General features: G+C 54.0%; 18 protein-coding genes. 9 read left to right on the plus strand and 9 right to left on the minus strand.

Annotated elements, in window-relative coordinates:
* Window positions 1-18: 18 nt before the first annotated feature.
* The 5 genes from dnaE (at window position 19) to tilS (ending at window position 8525) form a co-directional block, all read left to right on the plus strand.
* Window positions 19-3501 (plus strand): DNA polymerase III subunit alpha, encoded by a 3483-nt coding sequence (dnaE, locus tag ACERJC_RS18605; protein WP_373672227.1) that lies wholly within the window; start codon window positions 19-21, stop codon window positions 3499-3501.
* A gap of 12 nt (window positions 3502-3513) precedes the next feature.
* Complete coding sequence (gene accA / locus ACERJC_RS18610) at window positions 3514-4473, plus strand: acetyl-CoA carboxylase carboxyl transferase subunit alpha (protein ID WP_046475834.1); 960 nt, start codon at window positions 3514-3516, stop codon at window positions 4471-4473.
* 98 nt (window positions 4474-4571) lie between these two features.
* Window positions 4572-6710 (plus strand): lysine decarboxylase LdcC, encoded by a 2139-nt coding sequence (gene ldcC, locus ACERJC_RS18615; protein ID WP_286631213.1) that lies wholly within the window; start codon window positions 4572-4574, stop codon window positions 6708-6710.
* Between the two features lie 65 nt (window positions 6711-6775).
* On the plus strand, window positions 6776-7165 hold the full coding sequence (locus tag ACERJC_RS18620) for a VOC family protein (RefSeq protein WP_373672228.1): 390 nt from the start codon (window positions 6776-6778) through the stop codon (window positions 7163-7165).
* 61 nt (window positions 7166-7226) lie between these two features.
* A complete protein-coding gene (tilS, locus tag ACERJC_RS18625; protein ID WP_373672229.1) occupies window positions 7227-8525 on the plus strand; it encodes a tRNA lysidine(34) synthetase TilS in 1299 nt (432 codons plus the stop codon).
* Between the two features lie 91 nt (window positions 8526-8616).
* Here tilS and rof read toward each other — a convergent pair whose 3' ends face one another.
* Window positions 8617-8877 carry a Rho-binding antiterminator gene (rof, locus tag ACERJC_RS18630; protein ID WP_042323659.1) on the minus strand — a complete coding sequence of 87 codons (261 nt, stop codon included), beginning with the start codon at window positions 8875-8877 and terminating at the stop codon, window positions 8617-8619.
* Window positions 8864-9064, minus strand: a complete 201-nt coding sequence (locus ACERJC_RS18635; protein WP_042323658.1) for a YaeP family protein — start codon at window positions 9062-9064, stop codon at window positions 8864-8866. Before ACERJC_RS18635 ends, rof begins: the two co-directional genes overlap by 14 nt.
* A gap of 188 nt (window positions 9065-9252) precedes the next feature.
* On the opposite strand from ACERJC_RS18635, the gene ACERJC_RS18640 reads away from it, so the two are divergent.
* The 3 genes from ACERJC_RS18640 to nlpE are packed head-to-tail and all read left to right on the plus strand — an operon-like array spanning window position 9253 to window position 10945.
* A complete protein-coding gene (locus ACERJC_RS18640) occupies window positions 9253-9798 on the plus strand; it encodes a YaeQ family protein (RefSeq protein WP_152405808.1) in 546 nt (181 codons plus the stop codon).
* Window positions 9795-10214: an alternative ribosome rescue aminoacyl-tRNA hydrolase ArfB gene (arfB, locus tag ACERJC_RS18645; protein WP_042323653.1), complete on the plus strand. Its 420-nt coding sequence runs from the start codon at window positions 9795-9797 to the stop codon at window positions 10212-10214. Before ACERJC_RS18640 ends, arfB begins: the two co-directional genes overlap by 4 nt.
* 32 nt (window positions 10215-10246) lie before the next feature.
* The gene (gene nlpE / locus ACERJC_RS18650) at window positions 10247-10945 is read left to right on the plus strand and encodes an envelope stress response activation lipoprotein NlpE (protein WP_371896247.1); all 699 of its coding nucleotides are present in this window, start codon (window positions 10247-10249) and stop codon (window positions 10943-10945) included.
* 77 nt (window positions 10946-11022) lie between these two features.
* On the opposite strand, the gene ACERJC_RS18655 is transcribed toward nlpE, so the two are convergent.
* The 7 genes from ACERJC_RS18655 to metN form a co-directional block, all read right to left on the minus strand.
* The gene (locus tag ACERJC_RS18655) at window positions 11023-11847 is read right to left on the minus strand and encodes a YaeF family permuted papain-like enzyme (RefSeq protein WP_152405806.1); all 825 of its coding nucleotides are present in this window, start codon (window positions 11845-11847) and stop codon (window positions 11023-11025) included.
* A 53-nt stretch (window positions 11848-11900) separates the two neighbouring features.
* A complete protein-coding gene (gene proS, locus ACERJC_RS18660; RefSeq protein ID WP_373672230.1) occupies window positions 11901-13619 on the minus strand; it encodes a proline--tRNA ligase in 1719 nt (572 codons plus the stop codon).
* Window positions 13620-13729: 110 nt separating this feature from the next.
* On the minus strand, window positions 13730-14437 hold the full coding sequence (gene tsaA / locus ACERJC_RS18665) for a tRNA (N6-threonylcarbamoyladenosine(37)-N6)-methyltransferase TrmO (RefSeq protein WP_152405804.1): 708 nt from the start codon (window positions 14435-14437) through the stop codon (window positions 13730-13732).
* Entirely contained in the window at window positions 14434-14838 is a 405-nt protein-coding gene (gene rcsF / locus ACERJC_RS18670) for an envelope stress sensor lipoprotein RcsF (RefSeq protein WP_042323642.1), read from the minus strand. Before rcsF ends, tsaA begins: the two co-directional genes overlap by 4 nt.
* A 118-nt stretch (window positions 14839-14956) precedes the next feature.
* Window positions 14957-15772, minus strand: coding sequence for a methionine ABC transporter substrate-binding lipoprotein MetQ (metQ, locus tag ACERJC_RS18675; RefSeq protein WP_373672231.1), 816 nt, complete (start codon window positions 15770-15772; stop codon window positions 14957-14959).
* A 39-nt stretch (window positions 15773-15811) separates the two neighbouring features.
* Window positions 15812-16465, minus strand: a complete 654-nt coding sequence (locus ACERJC_RS18680) for a methionine ABC transporter permease MetI (protein ID WP_042323638.1) — start codon at window positions 16463-16465, stop codon at window positions 15812-15814.
* Window positions 16458-17489, minus strand: a complete 1032-nt coding sequence (gene metN, locus ACERJC_RS18685; protein WP_046475860.1) for a methionine ABC transporter ATP-binding protein MetN — start codon at window positions 17487-17489, stop codon at window positions 16458-16460. The genes ACERJC_RS18680 and metN overlap by 8 nt, the downstream gene beginning before the upstream one ends.
* A gap of 189 nt (window positions 17490-17678) precedes the next feature.
* On the opposite strand from metN, the gene gmhB reads away from it, so the two are divergent.
* Entirely contained in the window at window positions 17679-18245 is a 567-nt protein-coding gene (gmhB, locus tag ACERJC_RS18690; protein ID WP_152405803.1) for a D-glycero-beta-D-manno-heptose 1,7-bisphosphate 7-phosphatase, read from the plus strand.
* Window positions 18246-18577: the final 332 nt, after the last annotated feature.

Raw genomic sequence — 18577 nt, forward strand, 5'->3', positions numbered from 1 at the left:
TGTTGAAGGAATCTGAAGATGTCTGAACCTCGTTTCGTCCACCTGCGGGTGCACAGCGACTACTCCATGATCGATGGGCTGGCGAAAACCGGGCCGCTGGTGAAAAAGGCGGCCGCGTTAGGCATGCCTGCATTGGCGATCACCGATTTTATGAACCTCTGTGGTCTGGTGAAGTTCTACGGAGCGGGTCATGGCGCAGGGATTAAACCCATTGTTGGCGCTGACTTCCATGTTCAGAGTGAGCAGATGGGCGATGAACTCACGCATCTGACGGTACTCGCCGCGAATAACACCGGTTATCAAAATCTCACCCTGCTGATCTCCAAAGCCTATCAGCGCGGCTATGGTGCGGCGGGGCCGATCATCGACCGCGACTGGCTGATCGAGCTGAAAGAAGGGTTGATCCTGCTCTCCGGCGGCCGGATGGGCGACGTCGGGCGTAGCCTGCTGCGCGGCAATAGCGCGCTGGTGGAAGAGTGTGTCGCTTTCTACGAAGAGCACTTCCCGGACTGTTACTTCCTTGAGCTGATCCGTACCGGTCGACCGGATGAAGAGACCTATCTGCATGCGGCCGTTAAGTTGGCGGAATCGCGGGGGTTGCCGGTGGTGGCCACCAACGACGTGCGCTTTATCAACAGTGAAGACTTTGACGCGCATGAAATCCGCGTCGCCATTCACGATGGCTTTACGCTCGACGATCCCAAGCGTCCGCGCAACTATTCGGCGCAGCAGTATATGCGCTCGGAAGAGGAGATGTGTGAGCTCTTCTCCGACATTCCGGAAGCGCTGGAAAACACCGTCGAAATTGCCAAACGCTGCAACGTAACGGTGCGTCTGGGCGAATACTTCCTGCCACAGTTCCCGACCGGCGATATGACCACGGAAGATTTCCTGGTACAGAAATCGAAAGAGGGTCTGGAAGAGCGTCTGGAATTCTTGTTCCCGGATGAAGCCGAGCGGAAAGAGAAACGTCCGCCGTACGATGAACGCCTGGACATTGAGCTACAGGTGATCAACCAGATGGGGTTCCCAGGCTACTTCCTCATCGTGATGGAGTTTATCCAGTGGTCGAAAGACAACGGCGTGCCGGTAGGCCCTGGCCGTGGTTCCGGTGCGGGATCGCTGGTGGCCTATGCGCTGAAAATCACCGACCTCGATCCGCTGGAATTTGACCTGCTGTTCGAACGTTTCCTTAACCCGGAACGTGTCTCCATGCCTGACTTCGACGTTGACTTCTGTATGGAGAAACGCGACCAGGTGATTGAACACGTTGCGGACATGTACGGTCGTGATGCGGTATCGCAGATTATTACCTTCGGTACGATGGCGGCGAAAGCGGTTATTCGCGACGTGGGCCGTGTACTGGGCCACCCGTACGGTTTTGTCGACAGGATTTCGAAGCTGGTACCGCCTGATCCTGGGATGACGCTGGCGAAAGCCTTCGAAGCTGAACCGCAACTGCCAGAAATTTACGAGGCAGATGAAGAAGTTAAAGCGCTGATCGACATGGCGCGTAAGCTGGAAGGCGTGACCCGTAATGCCGGTAAACATGCCGGTGGGGTGGTTATCGCACCGACGAAAATCACCGATTTTGCGCCGCTGTACTGTGATGAACAGGGGCTGCATCCGGTTACCCAGTTTGATAAAAACGATGTGGAATATGCCGGCCTCGTGAAGTTCGACTTCCTCGGCCTGCGTACGCTCACCATCATCAACTGGGCGCTGGAGATGATCAACGCCCGCCGCGAGAAGCACGGCGAGCCGCCGCTGGATATTGCCGCTATCCCGCTGGACGACAAGAAAAGTTTCGATATGCTGCAACGCTCGGAAACTACGGCGGTCTTCCAGCTTGAATCCCGCGGCATGAAAGACCTGATTAAGCGTCTGCAGCCTGACTGCTTCGAAGATATGATAGCCCTGGTGGCCTTGTTCCGTCCGGGGCCGTTGCAGTCCGGGATGGTGGATAACTTCATCGACCGTAAGCACGGGCGTGAAGAGATTTCCTATCCGGATGTGCAGTGGCAACACGAAAGCCTGAAACCGGTACTGGAGCCGACCTACGGCATCATCCTGTATCAGGAACAGGTCATGCAGATTGCTCAGGTGCTCTCTGGCTATACCCTTGGCGGCGCGGACATGCTGCGTCGTGCGATGGGTAAGAAAAAGCCGGAAGAGATGGCCAAGCAGCGCGGCACCTTCGAAGAAGGGGCGAAAAAGAACGGCGTTGACGGCGAACTGGCAATGAAAATCTTCGACCTGGTGGAGAAATTCGCCGGGTACGGATTTAACAAATCGCACTCTGCTGCCTACGCGCTGGTCTCTTACCAGACGCTGTGGCTGAAAGCACACTATCCTGCCGAGTTTATGGCGGCGGTCATGACCGCTGATATGGACAACACCGAGAAGGTGGTTGGACTGGTGGACGAATGTTGGCGCATGGGGCTGAAGATCCTGCCGCCCGATATCAACTCCGGGCTGTATCACTTCCACGTCAACGACGACGGCGAGATTGTTTACGGTATCGGCGCGATCAAAGGCGTGGGGGAAGGTCCGATCGAGGCGATCATTGAGGCGCGTAACAACGGCGGCTATTTCCGCGAGTTGTTCGATCTTTGCGCGCGCACCGATACCAAAAAGCTCAACCGTCGGGTGCTGGAAAAACTGATCATGTCCGGGGCGTTTGACAGGCTGGGGCCGCATCGCGCCGCACTGATGAACTCGCTGGGCGATGCGCTGAAAGCCGCCGACCAGCACGCGAAAGCGGAAGCGATTGGCCAGGCGGATATGTTCGGTGTGCTGGCAGAAGAGCCGGAGCAAATTGAACAGTCCTACGCCAGCTGCCAGCCGTGGCCGGAACAGGTGGTGTTAGATGGGGAACGTGAAACGTTGGGGCTGTACCTGACGGGTCACCCTATCAATCAGTATTTGAAAGAAATTGAGCGCTATGTCGGAGGCTACCGGCTGAAAGACATGCATCCGACAGAACGTGGTAAAGTGACCACGGCTGCGGGGCTCGTCATTGCCGCAAGGGTTATGGTCACCAAGCGCGGCAATCGTATCGGCATCTGTACGCTGGATGACCGTTCCGGACGTCTGGAGGTGATGTTATTTACCGACGCCCTGGATAAATACCAGCAATTGCTGGAAAAAGACCGCATACTTATCGTCAGCGGACAGGTCAGCTTTGATGACTTCAGCGGGGGGCTTAAAATGACCGCCCGCGAAGTGATGGATATTGACGAAGCCCGGGAAAAATATGCTCGCGGGCTTGCTATCTCGCTGACGGACAGGCAAATTGATGACCAGCTTTTAAACCGACTCCGTCAGTCTCTGGAACCCCACCGCTCGGGGACAATTCCAGTACATCTCTACTATCAGAGGGCGGATGCACGTGCGCGGTTGCGTTTTGGCGCAACGTGGCGTGTCTCTCCGAGCGATCGTTTGCTAAACGATCTCCGTGGCCTCATTGGTTCGGAGCAGGTGGAACTGGAGTTTGACTAATACAGGAATACTATGAGTCTGAATTTCCTTGATTTTGAACAGCCGATTGCAGAGCTGGAAGCAAAAATCGATTCTCTGACTGCGGTGAGCCGTCAGGACGAGAAACTGGATATTAACATCGATGAAGAAGTGCATCGCCTGCGTGAAAAGAGCGTAGAGCTGACGCGCAAAATCTTCGCCGATCTTGGCGCATGGCAGGTTGCCCAACTGGCACGCCATCCGCAGCGTCCTTACACCCTGGATTATGTTCGCCTGGCGTTTGATGAATTTGACGAACTGGCGGGCGATCGCGCCTATGCCGACGATAAAGCTATCGTCGGCGGCATCGCGCGTCTGGACGGTCGTCCGGTGATGATCATTGGTCATCAGAAAGGCCGCGAGACCAAGGAAAAAATCCGTCGTAACTTTGGTATGCCGGCGCCGGAAGGCTATCGTAAAGCGCTGCGTCTGATGGAAATGGCCGAGCGTTTCCACATGCCGATCATTACCTTTATCGACACGCCGGGTGCCTATCCAGGCGTCGGTGCGGAAGAGCGCGGTCAGTCTGAAGCTATCGCACGAAACCTGCGTGAAATGTCACGTCTGAGCGTTCCGGTTATCTGCACCGTGATCGGTGAAGGGGGATCCGGTGGCGCGCTGGCAATCGGCGTGGGTGACAAAGTGAATATGCTGCAATACAGCACCTATTCCGTGATCTCCCCGGAAGGCTGTGCGTCCATTCTGTGGAAAAGCGCGGACAAAGCGCCGTTGGCCGCTGAAGCAATGGGTATCGTCGCTCCGCGTCTGAAAGAGCTGAAGCTGATTGATTCCATCATCCCTGAACCACTGGGCGGTGCGCACCGCAACCCGGAAGTGATGGCGGCTTCGCTGAAAGCGCAACTGCTGGCCGATCTTGCCGATCTCGATGTACTGAGCACCGAAGATTTGAAAAACCGTCGCTATCAGCGTCTGATGAGCTACGGTTACGCATAAACGTTGACCATTCCGAAAAGGGCCACAAATTGTGGCCCTTTTTTTTACCTGTGGTTTGAACCCGCTATGATTAGCGTAGGTTTTTCCAGGAGGAACGCATGAACATCATCGCCATCATGGGGCCGCACGGGGTTTTTTATAAAGATGAGCCCATCAAGGAGCTTGAGCGTGCGCTGCAATCACAGGGATTTCAGATAATCTGGCCACAGAACAGCGTCGACCTGCTGAAATTTATCGAACACAACCCGCGCATCTGCGGGGTAATTTTTGACTGGGATGAGTACAGTCTCGATCTGTGCAGCGAGATTAACCAGCTTAATGAGTATTTACCGCTGTATGCGTTTATCAACACGCATTCAACCATGGACGTCAGCGTTCACGATATGCGCATGGCGTTATGGTTTTTTGAGTATGCGCTGGGGCAGGCGGAAGATATTGCGACGCGCATTCGCCAGTACACCAACGAGTACCTCGACAATATCACGCCGCCCTTCACCAGGGCGCTGTTCACTTACGTGAAAGAGGGGAAGTACACCTTCTGTACGCCGGGGCACATGGCTGGAACGGCCTATCAAAAAAGCCCGGTTGGCTGCTTGTTCTATGACTTTTTCGGCGGCAATACCCTAAAAGCAGATGTGTCGATATCGGTCACTGAGTTGGGTTCGTTACTCGACCACACCGGACCGCATCTGGAGGCCGAAGAGTACATTGCCAGAACCTTCGGTGCAGAGCAGAGTTACATGGTGACCAACGGCACCTCTACCTCAAACAAAATTGTGGGGATGTACGCCGCGCCGACCGGCAGTACGCTGCTGATTGACCGCAACTGCCATAAGTCGCTGGCGCATTTGCTGATGATGAGCGACGTGGTCCCAATCTGGCTGAAACCGACGCGTAACGCGCTTGGCATTCTGGGCGGCATTCCTAAGCGCGAGTTTACGCACGAGAGTATTGCGAGCAAAGTTGCCGCCACGACCCAGGCACAGTGGCCGGTTCATGCCGTGATAACCAACTCAACCTATGACGGACTGCTGTATAACACCAACTGGATCAAACAGACGCTGGATGTTCCCTCTATCCACTTCGATTCTGCCTGGGTGCCGTATACCCACTTCCATCCCATTTATCAGGGGAAAAGCGGGATGAGCGGTGAGCGAGTGCCTGGCAAGGTGATTTTTGAGACACAATCCACTCACAAAATGCTGGCGGCGTTGTCGCAGGCGTCGCTTATCCATATTAAAGGGGAATATGACGAAGAGACCTTCAACGAAGCCTTTATGATGCACACCTCTACCTCACCGAGCTATCCCATTGTTGCCTCCATTGAGACGGCGGCGGCGATGCTGCGTGGAAATTCGGGTAGGCGGTTAATCAACCGCTCGGTAGAGCGTGCGCTGCATTTTCGCAAAGAGGTACAGCGATTGCGTGAAGAGTCTGACGGTTGGTTCTTTGATATCTGGCAGCCAGAAGAGGTTGATGAAGCGGCGTGCTGGCCGGTTGCGCCAGGTGAAGACTGGCACGGATTTACCGATGCCGACGACGACCATATGTTCCTCGACCCGGTAAAAGTGACTATCCTGACTCCCGGCATGGATGAGCAGGGGAAGATGAGTGACGAAGGGATCCCCGCCGCGCTGGTGGCAAAATTCCTTGATGAGCGCGGCGTGGTAGTGGAGAAAACCGGCCCGTACAACCTGCTGTTTCTCTTTAGTATCGGGATTGATAAAACCCGGGCAATGGGGCTGTTGCGTGGCCTGACCGAATTTAAACGCTCTTACGATCTCAATTTGCGTGTGAAGAATATGCTGCCGGATCTGTACGCGGAAGATCCTGATTTTTATCGTCACATGCGTATTCAGGATCTGGCGCAAGGGATCCATAAGCTCATTCGCCAGCACGATCTTTCCGGACTGATGTTGCGAGCGTTTGATACGCTGCCGGAAATGATCATGACGCCGCATCAGGCCTGGCAACGGCAGATCAAAGGCGAAGTCGAAACGGTGACTCTCGATCAGCTGGTGGGACGCGTGTCAGCGAATATGATCCTGCCGTATCCCCCAGGCGTTCCGCTGCTGATGCCGGGAGAAATGATCACCGGGCAGAGTCGCGCAGTGCTCGATTTCCTGTTGATGCTCTGTTCCGTCGGCCACCACTATCCGGGCTTTGAAACGGATATTCACGGGGCGAAACAGGATGACGATGGCGTATACCACGTACGAGTCTTAAAAACAGCATGACGACTTGCCTTCAGCGCCCTCTGGCGGGTAACGTGCTGATGATAAATAAAGGAGATGAAGACACTATGCTGGGATTAAAACAGGTTCACCATATTGCGATTATTGCGACAGACTATGCCGCGAGTAAGTCCTTCTATTGCGATATTCTGGGGTTTACGCTGATGAGCGAAGCCTATCGCGAAGAACGAGACTCGTGGAAGGGTGATCTGGCGCTAAACGGACAATATGTGATTGAGCTTTTTTCATTTCCTTTCCCGCCAGCGCGTCCAGGTCGCCCGGAAGCCTGCGGACTGCGCCATCTGGCGTTCAGCGTGGATGACCTGGATAACGCGGTTGCGCATCTGGAGGAGAATCACGTCAGTTGCGAAGTCATCCGCATCGATCCCTTCACCAACAAGCGCTTCACCTTTTTTAAAGACCCGGATGGCCTGCCGCTCGAACTGTATGAGCAGTAAGACTTGTTATTGCGGCGATTGCCCGGTAACGTGCCGGGCAACGTCACTGTAAATAACCGCTATGACAACACTCACGCTGAACACTTCGCTTTTCACCTCCCGACAGATACTGGTCGCTTTTAGCGGCGGTCTGGACTCTACCGTGCTCCTGCACCAACTGGTGCAATGGCGGGCGCAGCAACCGACGCTCTCACTTCGCGCAATTCACATCCATCACGGGCTAAGCGCTCACGCCGATGCGTGGGTAGCGCATTGCGAAGCCGTCTGTGCGCAATGGCAGGTACCGCTGGTGGTGGAGCGGGTAACGCTGGCGGACGCGGGACTGGGGATTGAAGCTCATGCCCGACAGGCGCGGTATCAGGCGTTTGCCGACGCATTGTTGCCCGGTGAAGTGCTGGCGACCGCCCAGCATCTTGACGATCAGTGTGAAACTTTTTTACTGGCACTCAAACGTGGCAGCGGCCCGGCGGGGCTGTCTGCGATGGCGGAGATTTCTGCGTTTGCCGGCACGCAACTCATCCGTCCGCTGCTGACGCAAACCCGTGCGGCGCTGGAGCAATGGGCAAGGCAATATCAGCTTCGCTGGATTGAAGATGAAAGCAATCAGGATGACGCCTACGATCGCAACTTCCTGCGTTTGCAGGTTCTGCCGCTTCTGCAACAGCGCTGGCCGCATTTCGCTGATGCCACAGCGCGCAGCGCCGCGCTGTGCGCCGAGCAGGAGAGTCTGCTGGATGAACTGCTTGCCGATGAACTGTCTGGTTGCACCACGGCAAACGGAACGCTGGCGCTTACGCCGCTCATGGCAATGAGCCGTGTCCGGCGTGCAGCGCTGCTTCGCCGCTGGCTGGCTGCGCAAAATGCGCCAATGCCTTCACGCGATGGACTTGACCGTCTCTGGCAGGAGGTGGCGCTGGCGCGTGAAGATGCTTCACCGTGTCTGCGCTTTGGCGACTATGAAGTGCGACGTTATCAGGGGCAACTGTGGTGGATTAAATCTGCTGTCGGGCAGAGTGAGACCATACTGCCCTGGCCTTGCTGGCAGATGCCGCTCACGCTGCCTGCCGGTCTGGGCTATCTCCGGCTACAACCGGGTGGCGAATTGCGCATGCCCCGCGAGGATGAATGCGTCAGCATCCGTTTTAAAGCATCCGGAATGCTGCATATTGTTGGCCGCAACGGTGGGCGTAAGTTAAAGAAAATCTGGCAGGAGCTGAATGTGCCTTCCTGGCGACGAGATACCACGCCGTTGCTGTTTTACGGTGAAACGCTGATTGCCGCTGCGGGCGTATTTGTCACGCGTGAGGGGCTTGCAGAGGGGGAATCAGGGGTGAAATTGGTGTGGGATAAGAGCATCTGAAATGCCTGATGACGCTGCGCTTATCAGGCCTACGTATCGCATGGCGCGTAGGCCGGATAAGGTGCTTGCACCGCCATCCGGCAACACATATTCAGGATTCGCTAACCACCACGGTACCGATTTCCGGATGGCTGAAGCTGACAATTTTATCGAGACGAAGCTCGCGCGTTTCACCCGCAACCTCGGTGATCAGATATTCCACGTTTTTCCGCGAAACCAGATCGTTGGCTTTCGCCTGCAAAACTTCACCATCTTTCAGTTCCAGCGTCAGTAATAAATGATGCTGGCAGGCGAGCTCGAGGTTGTCGTAGTCATCACAGTTGATGGGTTGGTATGTATCATTCATTGACATAATCGCTCACCAGTAAGTTCGCCGCAGCATAGGCCGCCTTTTCCCTGACCGACTCTGAAAGGGCACTGTCTGCCGCTATTTCATTAAGCACCTTCAATACGCAACCCAGCGCATCCGGGATATACCCTAAGTCTCCGCTGGCGATTTCCGCATACCGCTTGCGTATTAACTCACAATATTTTTCCACATGCCCTCCTGTCAGCATTCTGACTTAACCGTGGATGCAAGTCTAAGCCTACGAAGATAAACTCTGTTTAGCAAGGTGACTATACCACAGCCATTCGCGCAATATCAGCGCCTTGATAGATGATCCTCTGACAGCCTTTTGGCTTCATTTTCGCTACAATGATCGCCTGATTCGAAAGGAGTTTTTCCATGGCGCTTAAAGCGACAATTTATAAAGCCGTTGTTAACGTGGCGGACCTTGACCGTAACCAGTTTCTTGATGCGGCGTTGACGCTGGCGCGTCACCCCTCTGAAACCCAGGAGCGCATGATGCTGCGTCTGCTGGCGTGGATTAAGTATGCGGATGAGCGTCTCCAGTTTACGCGTGGCTTAAGCGCGGAGGATGAGCCGGAAGCATGGTTGCGTAACGATCATCTGGGTATCGACCTGTGGGTCGAGCTGGGATTGCCGGATGAAAGGCGTATTAAGAAGGCGTGCACGCAGGCCGCCGACGTGGCGCTGTTTGCCTATAACAGTCGGGCAGCGCAGATCTGGTGGCAGCAAAACCAGAGTAAATGCGCGCAGTTTTCGAATCTCACGGTCTGGTATCTGGATGATGAACAACTGGCCCAGCTCAGCGCCTTTGCGAACCGTACCATGACGCTACAGGCGACGATTCAGGATGGTGCTATCTGGCTGTCTGATTCTCAGAATAATCTGGAAATTCATCTGACGTCGTGGCATCAGCCGGCATGATCGTCATTTCGCGAACTGTCTCAATCCCTGACGATGAGCTGGAGATCACCGCCATTCGAGCTCAGGGCGCAGGGGGACAGCACGTCAATAAGACCTCAACGGCGATACATTTGCGTTTTGACATTCGGGCCTCCAGCCTGCCAGAGTATTATAAGGAACGTCTGCTGGCCGCCAGCCATCATCTGATTACGGCCGATGGTGTGATGATTATTAAGGCGCAGGAATATCGCAACCAGGAACTCAACCGGGAAGCGGCGCTTGCCAGGCTGGTGGCGGTCATAAAAGAACTCACCGCAGAACAAAAAAGCCGACGCGCAACCCGACCAACGCGGGCATCGAAAGAACGAAGATTAAATTCGAAGGCGCAGAAATCCTCAGTAAAAGCCCTTCGCGGGAAAGTCCGTCGCGATGACTGACGGGCAGGAATAAAAATTGATAGGGAGTCAGGGTGAAAAAAACACTACTTTCAGCGATGGCGGCGTTTACGCTCTTCGCATTGATTGGTTGTAATAACCGTTCAGACGTTGACGTTATCCAGCCGACTCAGGTTGCAGAATTAAAACCGATGCAGCAAAGCTGGCGAGGCATTCTACCTTGTGCCGACTGCGAGGGAATTGAGACGTCTCTGTTTCTGGAGAAAGATGGCACATGGGTAATGAACGAACGCTATCAGGGCGTACGTGAAGAGCCGTCTTCTTTTGCCTCCTACGGCACCTGGGCGCGTACGGCCGATAAACTGGTGCTGACCGACAGTCAGGGCGAGAAATCCTACTATCGTGCGAAAGGAGAAGCGCTGGAGATGCTGGATCGGGAAGGTAACCCTATCGAGTCTCAGTTTAACTATACGCTTGCGCCTGTGAAATCGAGCTTGCCAGTGACGCCGATGGCGATGCGTGGCATGTATTTCTATATGGCGGATGCCGCAACCTTCACCGACTGCGCGACAGGAAAGCGGGTATCCGTTGCCAGTAACGCCGAGCTGGAACGCGGTTATCTTGCGGCGCGTGGCGCCAGTGAAAAACCGGTGCTGTTGTCTGTCGAAGGGCACTTCACGCTGGAGGCGAATCCGGATACCGATGAGCCTGTGAAAACGCTGATGGCCGATAAAGAGATTAAATTTATCCCGGGTAAGAGCTGCACCGACTGAGTGGCAGACTGAAAGATAGCGGTCCGGTCACCGGACCGCTATCGTCTTACCTGCGGTGATGCTATGGCGTCTGCTGCTTAGCGCGTCAGTCCTACAAAACGTCCCGTCTTGATATAAATCCCTAACTTCAAATGACCGACATAGCGAAGCTGCGTTTCTGGCTTAAACGCGGCAAGGTCGCCTTCCCGCATGTGCATCAGGTCGGCAGGGCTTATCCAGCCCGACTGCGCCAGAGTTAGCGGATGTCCCGCTTTAGCAAACGCATCGGTTACGAATTCGGAACAAAACCACGCCGTTTTCTCTCCCGCTCGGGGATCGCTCAGCTGCGCTTTCGCCAGTCCGCTGACGCACTGCTGCCGGAAATCTTCGGAGAAGGGGTTAAGCGAACACATCTGGCGGGTCATCATAAACGGAATGAATTCCACGATACCGCGATAGTTGTAGCCGCTGTTTTTGATTTTATAGGCGAAGGTTTTGATCTCCGCGGCCTGTTGCGGGGTCAGTTCAGGAACTCTCAGGGCAAAAAGCTTATCGCTATGCTTCATCGCCTGTTCGAGTGAAACGATTTGCACGCCAGCCCCGGTGGCTTCCGCCACTTCATTATTTCCCAGATAGACGGCAACGTGGCTTACGGAAGCGTTACTGAACGCGCGGATGCCTAATGAGGTGACCCCAAGGCTGGAGGAGAACAGGAGATCGCCTGGCTTAAGTTCGGTATCAGTAATTTCGACCAGTGCTTTATTCGTGAATGAGCTTTGGCGCTGGAATTTAACCGCCCATTTTTTGGATTGCGCATCAATGGCGGTGGCGGATTTATTCGGTGGGCTGACGTCAACGGTGCAGGCCGAAAGCAAAAGAAGGCAAGGGAGGAACAGGCGGTAATACGCCGTTGGTTTAGCCATTTTATACAATCCATGTAAAAAAGAGGCCCTGAAAATCAGAGCCTCTTATGACATCAGCCTTTAATCTGTTTAACCAGATAGTTGACGATGTCGCCGGTTTTAATCAGCTGTTTCTCGCCATTGCGGCGGTATTTGTATTCAATATCGTCGTTGTCGAGGTTACGGTCGCCCAGCACGATAGTGTGCGGAATACCGATCAGTTCCATATCCGCGAACATCACGCCAGGACGCTCTTTACGGTCGTCCATTAGCACTTCAATGCCTTGCGCACGCAGCTCAGCATACAGTTTTTCAGCCAGTTCCTGCACGCGATAGGACTTGTGCATGTTCATCGGCAGAATCGCGACCTGGAATGGGGCGATGGCGTCAGGCCAGACGATGCCGCGATCGTCGTAGTTCTGTTCAATGGCAGCCGCCACTACACGTGTAACCCCGATACCGTAGCAGCCCATGGTCAGGATCTGATTGCGGCCATCTTCACCCTGAACGGAGGCTTTCATCGCTTCCGAATATTTGGTGCCCAACTGGAAGATGTGACCGACTTCGATACCGCGTTTGATAAGCAGCGTGCCTTTACCATCCGGGCTCGGATCGCCGGCGACGACATTACGGATGTCAGCAATTTCTGGGGTTGCGACATCGCGATCCCAGTTGATACCGAAGTAGTGTTTACCATCCACGTTAGCGCCCGCCGCGAAATCACTCATTACAGCCACGGTACGGTCGATAATCACCGGCACCGGCATGTTCACCGGCCCCAGGGAACCCGGACCGGCTTTCACCAGTGCGCGGATCTCTTCTTCGGTGGCGAACGTCAGCGGGCTGGCAACCTGCGGCAGTTTTTCCGCTTTGACTTCGTTCAGCTCATGATCGCCACGAACCAGCAGCGCGACCAGCGGAGACTTGCTGTCTTCCACGGCTTTTACCAGCAGAGTTTTAACGGTTTTTTCGACAGGCAGATTAAACTGTTCAACCAGCTCGGCGATGGTTTTCGCATTCGGCGTATCAACCAGCGTCATCTCCTGCGTTGCCGCAGCACGCGGTTCTTTCGGCGCAACAGCTTCAGCAAATTCAATGTTGGCCGCGTAGTCAGAGGAGTCAGAGAAGATCACATCGTCTTCACCGCTCTGCGCCAGTACCTGAAATTCGTGCGAGGCGCTGCCGCCGATAGAACCGGTGTCAGCCTGCACCGCGCGGAAATCCAGCCCCATACGGCTGAAGATCTTGCTATAAGCCGCGTACATCACGTCGTAGGTTTCCTGCAGCGATTCCTGAGAAGTATGGAAAGAGTAGGCATCTTTCATCAGGAATTCACGGGAGCGCATCACGCCGAAACGCGGACGCACTTCGTCACGGAATTTCGTCTGAATCTGGTAGAAGTTCAGCGGCAACTGTTTGTAAGAGCTGAGCTCATTACGAATCAGGTCGGTGATCACTTCTTCGTGCGTTGGGCCGAGTACGAACGGACGCTCGCCACGGTCAACAAAACGCAGCAGCTCCGGACCGTACTGTTCCCAACGGCCACTCTCTTGCCACAGGTCAGCAGGCTGAACGACTGGCATAGACACCTCGATGGCACCGGCGTTGTTCATCTCTTCACGCACGATGTTCTCGACTTTTTTCAGGACGCGCACGCCGGTCGGCAGCCAGGTGTATAACCCGGAGGCCAGCTTGCGGATCATCCCGGCGCGCAGCATCAGCTGATGGCTGATAACCTCGGCGTCGGCAGGTGTCTCCTTCAGAGTGGAGAGCAGGTATTGGCTAGTACGCATGTTGTTACGGTTCCAGTTGAACGATCGAACAGGCTCAATGCGAGCCTGACACAAAAAAAGTAACTCAGTTTACCAGCGAGAAAGGGATGTCAAAAGAGAAGGGCGTGAAATTAGCGGGGTTCTAGCGCAAAGACTTCGAAACCCGTCTCGGTTACGCGCCAGCGCACGTTGAAATCGTGCAGCCAGACGGCGTAGGTTTTGCCTGTCTCTTCCCCTTTCCGATAGGCTGGACGCGGGTCCTGTGCCAGCACATCGCGAATAAACGTTTTCAGCAGGGGGTAATGCTTTTCCAGTGCAGGAAACTGTTGTTCAATCTCGTCGGTAAAACTCACCGCCATTTCGGCCTGAGGTGCCTGTTGTGCGTAGCTGGCGGTTGCATCCGGCAAAGATTCCGCGAACGGCAGATAGGGCTTGATGTCGATGACCGGCGTACCATCGACCAGATCCAGACTACCCAGTTGCAGAATAACCTGATCTTTCTGACAGACAATGCCTTTCAGTTCGACCAGCGACATGCCGACGGGATTGGGGCGAAACGTTGAGCGCGTGGCGAATACGCCCATACGCGCGTTACCGCCAAGACGAGGCGGGCGCACGGTTGGGCGCCATCCCCCTTCCATCGTCTGATGGAAAACAAAGATCACCCATAAGTGGCTGAATGCTTCAAGACCGCGTACCGCATCGGCCTGATTATAGGGCGACAACAGGTGCAGTTCGCCGTTGACGCTTTTTACCAGTCCTGGCTGGCGGGGAACGGCGAACTTCTCTTTGTAGGGCGAGCGAATGACACCGATTTGCTCAAACTGAAAATGACTCATTTAGCCGAGATGTTGAGCGCAGAACCAATACAGACGGCCTGACGATAGCAGCCTGGTGTCCCGCTGGTGACTTCACAGCTATGCAGTAAAACGGCATTGGCTTTCATTTTCGACGCATTAATCTGCATGCGTTTACGTGCCGTCGGGATGTTCGGCGGAGAGTCCTGATTAGAGGCCTGACAGGATTCACCGGTTACTTCGCCGAGATCGCGGAACGGCTTGCCGACCAGATCTTCCGCATTGGTGTAAATTCTGACGGGGACCGCGCGCGGCGCTTTCGGTTTTTCCGGCTCCGCTTTAGGCGGGGTTGCGGTGCTTTGAACGGGTTCAACAGGGGATCTGCTTAGCATAGAACAGCCGCTCAGCATGAGTGCCAATAAACAGATCGGTAAAGCACGCATAATATTTCCTCAATGAATGATCTAACTGTCACATATTGAATCAGGAGCTTGCATAAATGACAAGACGGGCAAACGCCCGTCCTGAATGATATTACAGATTGTGAAAAGCGCCTAAAAATTACCAGCCCTTAACAGCGCCACCGTTGAAGACTTTGTTTGCGGCTTCGTAAACTTCGTCAGACTGATAAGCCTGGACGAATTTCTTCACGTTCTCCGCGTCTTTGTTATCTTCACGGGTCACGATCAGGTTAACGTACGGGGAATCTTTATCTTCAACAAAGATACCGTCTTTTGCCGGCGTCAGGTTGATCTGGCTGGCATAGGTCGTGTTGATCACCGCCAGGGCAATCTGCGCATCATCAAGAGAACGCGGCAGTTGCGGGGCTTCCAGTTCGACGATTTTCAGATTTTTCGGATTTCCGACGATATCCAGTGAAGTCGGCAGCAGGCCTACGCCATCTTTCAGTTTGATCAAGCCCACTTTCTGCAGCAGCAGCAGGGAACGGCCCAGGTTGGTCGGATCGTTCGGAACCGCTATCTGTGCGCCATCCTGAAGTTCATCCAGAGATTTGATTTTTTTGGAGTAGCCAGCAATCGGATAAACGAAGGTATTGCCTGCGGCAACCAGTTTGTACCCGCGATCTTTGATCTGCTGATCCAGATACGGTTTGTGCTGGAAGGCGTTGGCATCGATATCGCCTTTGCTCAGCGCTTCGTTCGGCAGAACGTAGTCATTGAAGGTCACCAGCTCAACGTCCAGACCGTATTTTTCTTTTGCGACTTTTTGTGCGACTTCAGCAACCTGTTGTTCCGCACCGACAATCACGCCGACTTTGATGTGGTTTGGATCTTTTTCATCCTGACCGCAACCCACGAGTGCCAGTGAACCAATCAGGGCGCCTACTGCCGCAATGGTTTTGAATTTGAACGCCATGCTTATTTCCTTAATGTGATATTTGTGTTTTGTAGAACGTTACTTGTGCGTCACTGTCCGGACGATGCGATCGCCCGCGAACTGAATTAAATAAACCAGAACAACGAGTAATACCAGTACCGTATTCATAACAGTAGCATTGTATCCAATGTAGCCGTACTGATAGCCTATCTGTCCAAGACCGCCGGCACCCACGGCACCCCCCATAGCGGAATAGCCGACCAGTGTAATCAGCGTAATGGTCGCCGCGTTCACCAGCCCTGGTAGGGCTTCCGGCAGCAGCACTTTGCGTACAATTTGCAGCGGCGTCGCGCCCATTGCGCGCGAGGCTTCAATCAGCCCCGTCGGGATTTCGAGCAGGGCGTTTTCCACCATACGCGCGATAAATGGCGCAGCACCGACGGTGAGTGGGACAATCGCGGCCTGCAAACCGATTGACGTCCCGACAATTACGCGAGTGAACGGAATCATCCATACCAGCAGAATAATGAACGGAATCGAACGGAAGATGTTCACAACCGCAGACAGGGTGCGGTAGAGCTTCGCGTTCTCAATGATTTGTCCGGGGCGCGTCACGTATAGCAGTACGCCAACTGGCAGACCGATCACAAAACCAAAGAAACCCGATACGAAGGTCATCGCCAGCGTTTCCCAGACGCCACGAACCAGCAGCCACATCATCGGCTCAGACATAACCTAGTACCTCTACTTTTACATGGTGTTCTTGCAGCCAGGCAATTGCGGCCTGCGTTTCTTCTTGTGTGCCGTGCATTTCAGTCAGCATGATGCCGAACTTCACGCCGCCAGCGTAATCCATCTGCGCGCTGATAATGTTGTTATTCACGTTAAAGCGGCGCGCCGTTTCGGAAAGCAGCGGAGCATCAACCGACTGACCGGTAAATTCCATGCGTAGCATCGGGACGCTGTCGGCTGTCGATTCCGCCTTGAGGCGCGCCAGATAATCTTCCGGAATATCCAGGTGCAGCGTTGACTGAATAAACTTTTGCGCCAGAGGCGTTTTTGGGTGTGAAAACACTTCGCTGACGGTATCTTGTTCAATCAGTTCACCATTACTGATAACGGCCACGCAGTCGCAGATCCGCTTAACCACGTCCATCTCGTGCGTAATCAGCAGAATGGTCAGGCCAAGGCGACGGTTAATGTCTTTCAGCAGTTCGAGGATGGAGCGAGTGGTGGCAGGATCCAGCGCGCTGGTGGCTTCGTCGCACAGCAGTACTTTGGGCTGGCTTGCCAGCGCACGGGCGATGGCGACACGCTGCTTCTGACCACCGGACAGGTTTGCAGGGTAGCTGTCGTGCTTATCACCCAGTCCCACGAGATCGAGCAGTTCTGTCACGCGACGCTTAACCTCTTCTTTCGGCGTGTTGTCGAGTTCCAGTGGCAGAGCGACGTTACCAAAAACGGTACGGGAGGACAGCAGGTTAAAGTGCTGGAAAATCATGCCAATCTGGCGACGCGCTTTGGTTAGCTCAGATTCAGATAGCGTGGTCAGCTCTTGTCCACCGACCTGAACGCTCCCTTCCGTCGGGCGCTCCAGCAGGTTTACGCAGCGGATCAGTGTGCTTTTACCGGCTCCTGAGGCACCGATAACGCCATAAATTTGTCCGGCAGGGACATGCAGGCTAACGTTGTTCAACGCCTGAATGGTGTGAGTCCCCTGATGGAATACTTTGGTGATACTCGAAAGTTTAATCATTGATTATTTATTATCGTAATGAAGTTACCGTGGCATTTTCGTCTGTCTGATGCGGTCAAAAGCCGTCAACAAAATGGATGTTAAGGCATCCAGACGTCTAAATCAATCAGGGTTTCTACGATGAGCACTTTCTTGCCTGCCGAAACATGCGATACTAGCGCTACATGCCTTATTCAGGAGCTATAAAAGGTGGCAAAGTCCGTACCCGCAATTTTTCTCGACCGTGACGGTACAATTAATGTCGATCACGGCTACGTACATGAAATCGACGAGTTCGAATTTATCGAAGGTGTTATTGATGCCATGCGCGAGCTTAAAACCCTGGGCTATGCGCTGGTGGTTGTCACCAACCAGTCAGGGATTGCGCGCGGCAAATTTACCGAAGCGCAGTTTGAGACATTAACAGAGTGGATGGACTGGTCGCTGGCCGATCGCGATGTCGACCTCGATGGTATCTATTACTGTCCGCACCATCCGCAGGGCAGCGTGGAAGAGTACCGCCAGGTCTGCGATTGCCGTAAACCGCATCCGGGGATGCTGATCTCGGCCCGCGATTTCCTGCACATTGATATGGCAGCGTCTTATATGGTGGGCGACAAATTAGAAGATATGCAGGCGGCTGCCGCGGCAGGAGTCGGGACAAAAGTGTTAGTTCGTACCGGCAAGCCGATCACCCCGGAAGCAGAAAATGCGGCCGATTGGGTATTAAATAGCCTTGCTGACCTGCCATCGGCGATCAAAAAGCAGCAAAAATAAGCATTATGGTCAAAAGGTGAGCGGTTGAAATAAATCTGCATTTTTCCGCTTGTCTTCCTGAGTCGACCCCCTATAATGCGCCTCCATCGACACGGCGGATGTGAATCACTTCACAGAAAAACGCCAGTGAGATTGAAGAGAAAAATCCTGAAAAAAGATTGACTCTGAATGAGGAAAACGTAATATACGGGACCTCGCGACAGAGCGCTAAAGCGCGTCGCAACTGCTCTTTAACAATTTATCAGACAATCTGTGTGGGCACTCAAAGTGACATGGATTCTTAATGTCTTCGGACACTAAATGAATACCAAGTCTCAAAGAGTGAACACGTA

Source organism: Citrobacter telavivensis (genome assembly GCF_041807075.1).
Taxonomy (GTDB): domain Bacteria; phylum Pseudomonadota; class Gammaproteobacteria; order Enterobacterales; family Enterobacteriaceae; genus Citrobacter_A; species Citrobacter_A telavivensis.

Excerpts from the sequence above, each read along its gene's own strand:
- ldcC (WP_286631213.1), top strand. The coding sequence starts at position 4,572 with ATGAACATCATCGCCATCATGGGGCCGCACGGGGTTTTTTATAAAGAT.
- ACERJC_RS18620 (WP_373672228.1), top strand. The coding sequence starts at position 6,776 with ATGCTGGGATTAAAACAGGTTCACCATATTGCGATTATTGCGACAGAC.
- tilS (WP_373672229.1), top strand. The coding sequence starts at position 7,227 with ATGACAACACTCACGCTGAACACTTCGCTTTTCACCTCCCGACAGATA.
- rcsF (WP_042323642.1), bottom strand. The coding sequence starts at position 14,838 with ATGCGTGCTTTACCGATCTGTTTATTGGCACTCATGCTGAGCGGCTGT.
- rof (WP_042323659.1), bottom strand. The coding sequence starts at position 8,877 with ATGTCAATGAATGATACATACCAACCCATCAACTGTGATGACTACGAC.
- metQ (WP_373672231.1), bottom strand. The coding sequence starts at position 15,772 with ATGGCGTTCAAATTCAAAACCATTGCGGCAGTAGGCGCCCTGATTGGT.
- proS (WP_373672230.1), bottom strand. The coding sequence starts at position 13,619 with ATGCGTACTAGCCAATACCTGCTCTCCACTCTGAAGGAGACACCTGCC.
- ACERJC_RS18640 (WP_152405808.1), top strand. The coding sequence starts at position 9,253 with ATGGCGCTTAAAGCGACAATTTATAAAGCCGTTGTTAACGTGGCGGAC.
- ACERJC_RS18680 (WP_042323638.1), bottom strand. The coding sequence starts at position 16,465 with ATGTCTGAGCCGATGATGTGGCTGCTGGTTCGTGGCGTCTGGGAAACG.
- metN (WP_046475860.1), bottom strand. The coding sequence starts at position 17,489 with ATGATTAAACTTTCGAGTATCACCAAAGTATTCCATCAGGGGACTCAC.
- arfB (WP_042323653.1), top strand. The coding sequence starts at position 9,795 with ATGATCGTCATTTCGCGAACTGTCTCAATCCCTGACGATGAGCTGGAG.
- ACERJC_RS18655 (WP_152405806.1), bottom strand. The coding sequence starts at position 11,847 with ATGGCTAAACCAACGGCGTATTACCGCCTGTTCCTCCCTTGCCTTCTT.
- tsaA (WP_152405804.1), bottom strand. The coding sequence starts at position 14,437 with ATGAGTCATTTTCAGTTTGAGCAAATCGGTGTCATTCGCTCGCCCTAC.
- accA (WP_046475834.1), top strand. The coding sequence starts at position 3,514 with ATGAGTCTGAATTTCCTTGATTTTGAACAGCCGATTGCAGAGCTGGAA.
- dnaE (WP_373672227.1), top strand. The coding sequence starts at position 19 with ATGTCTGAACCTCGTTTCGTCCACCTGCGGGTGCACAGCGACTACTCC.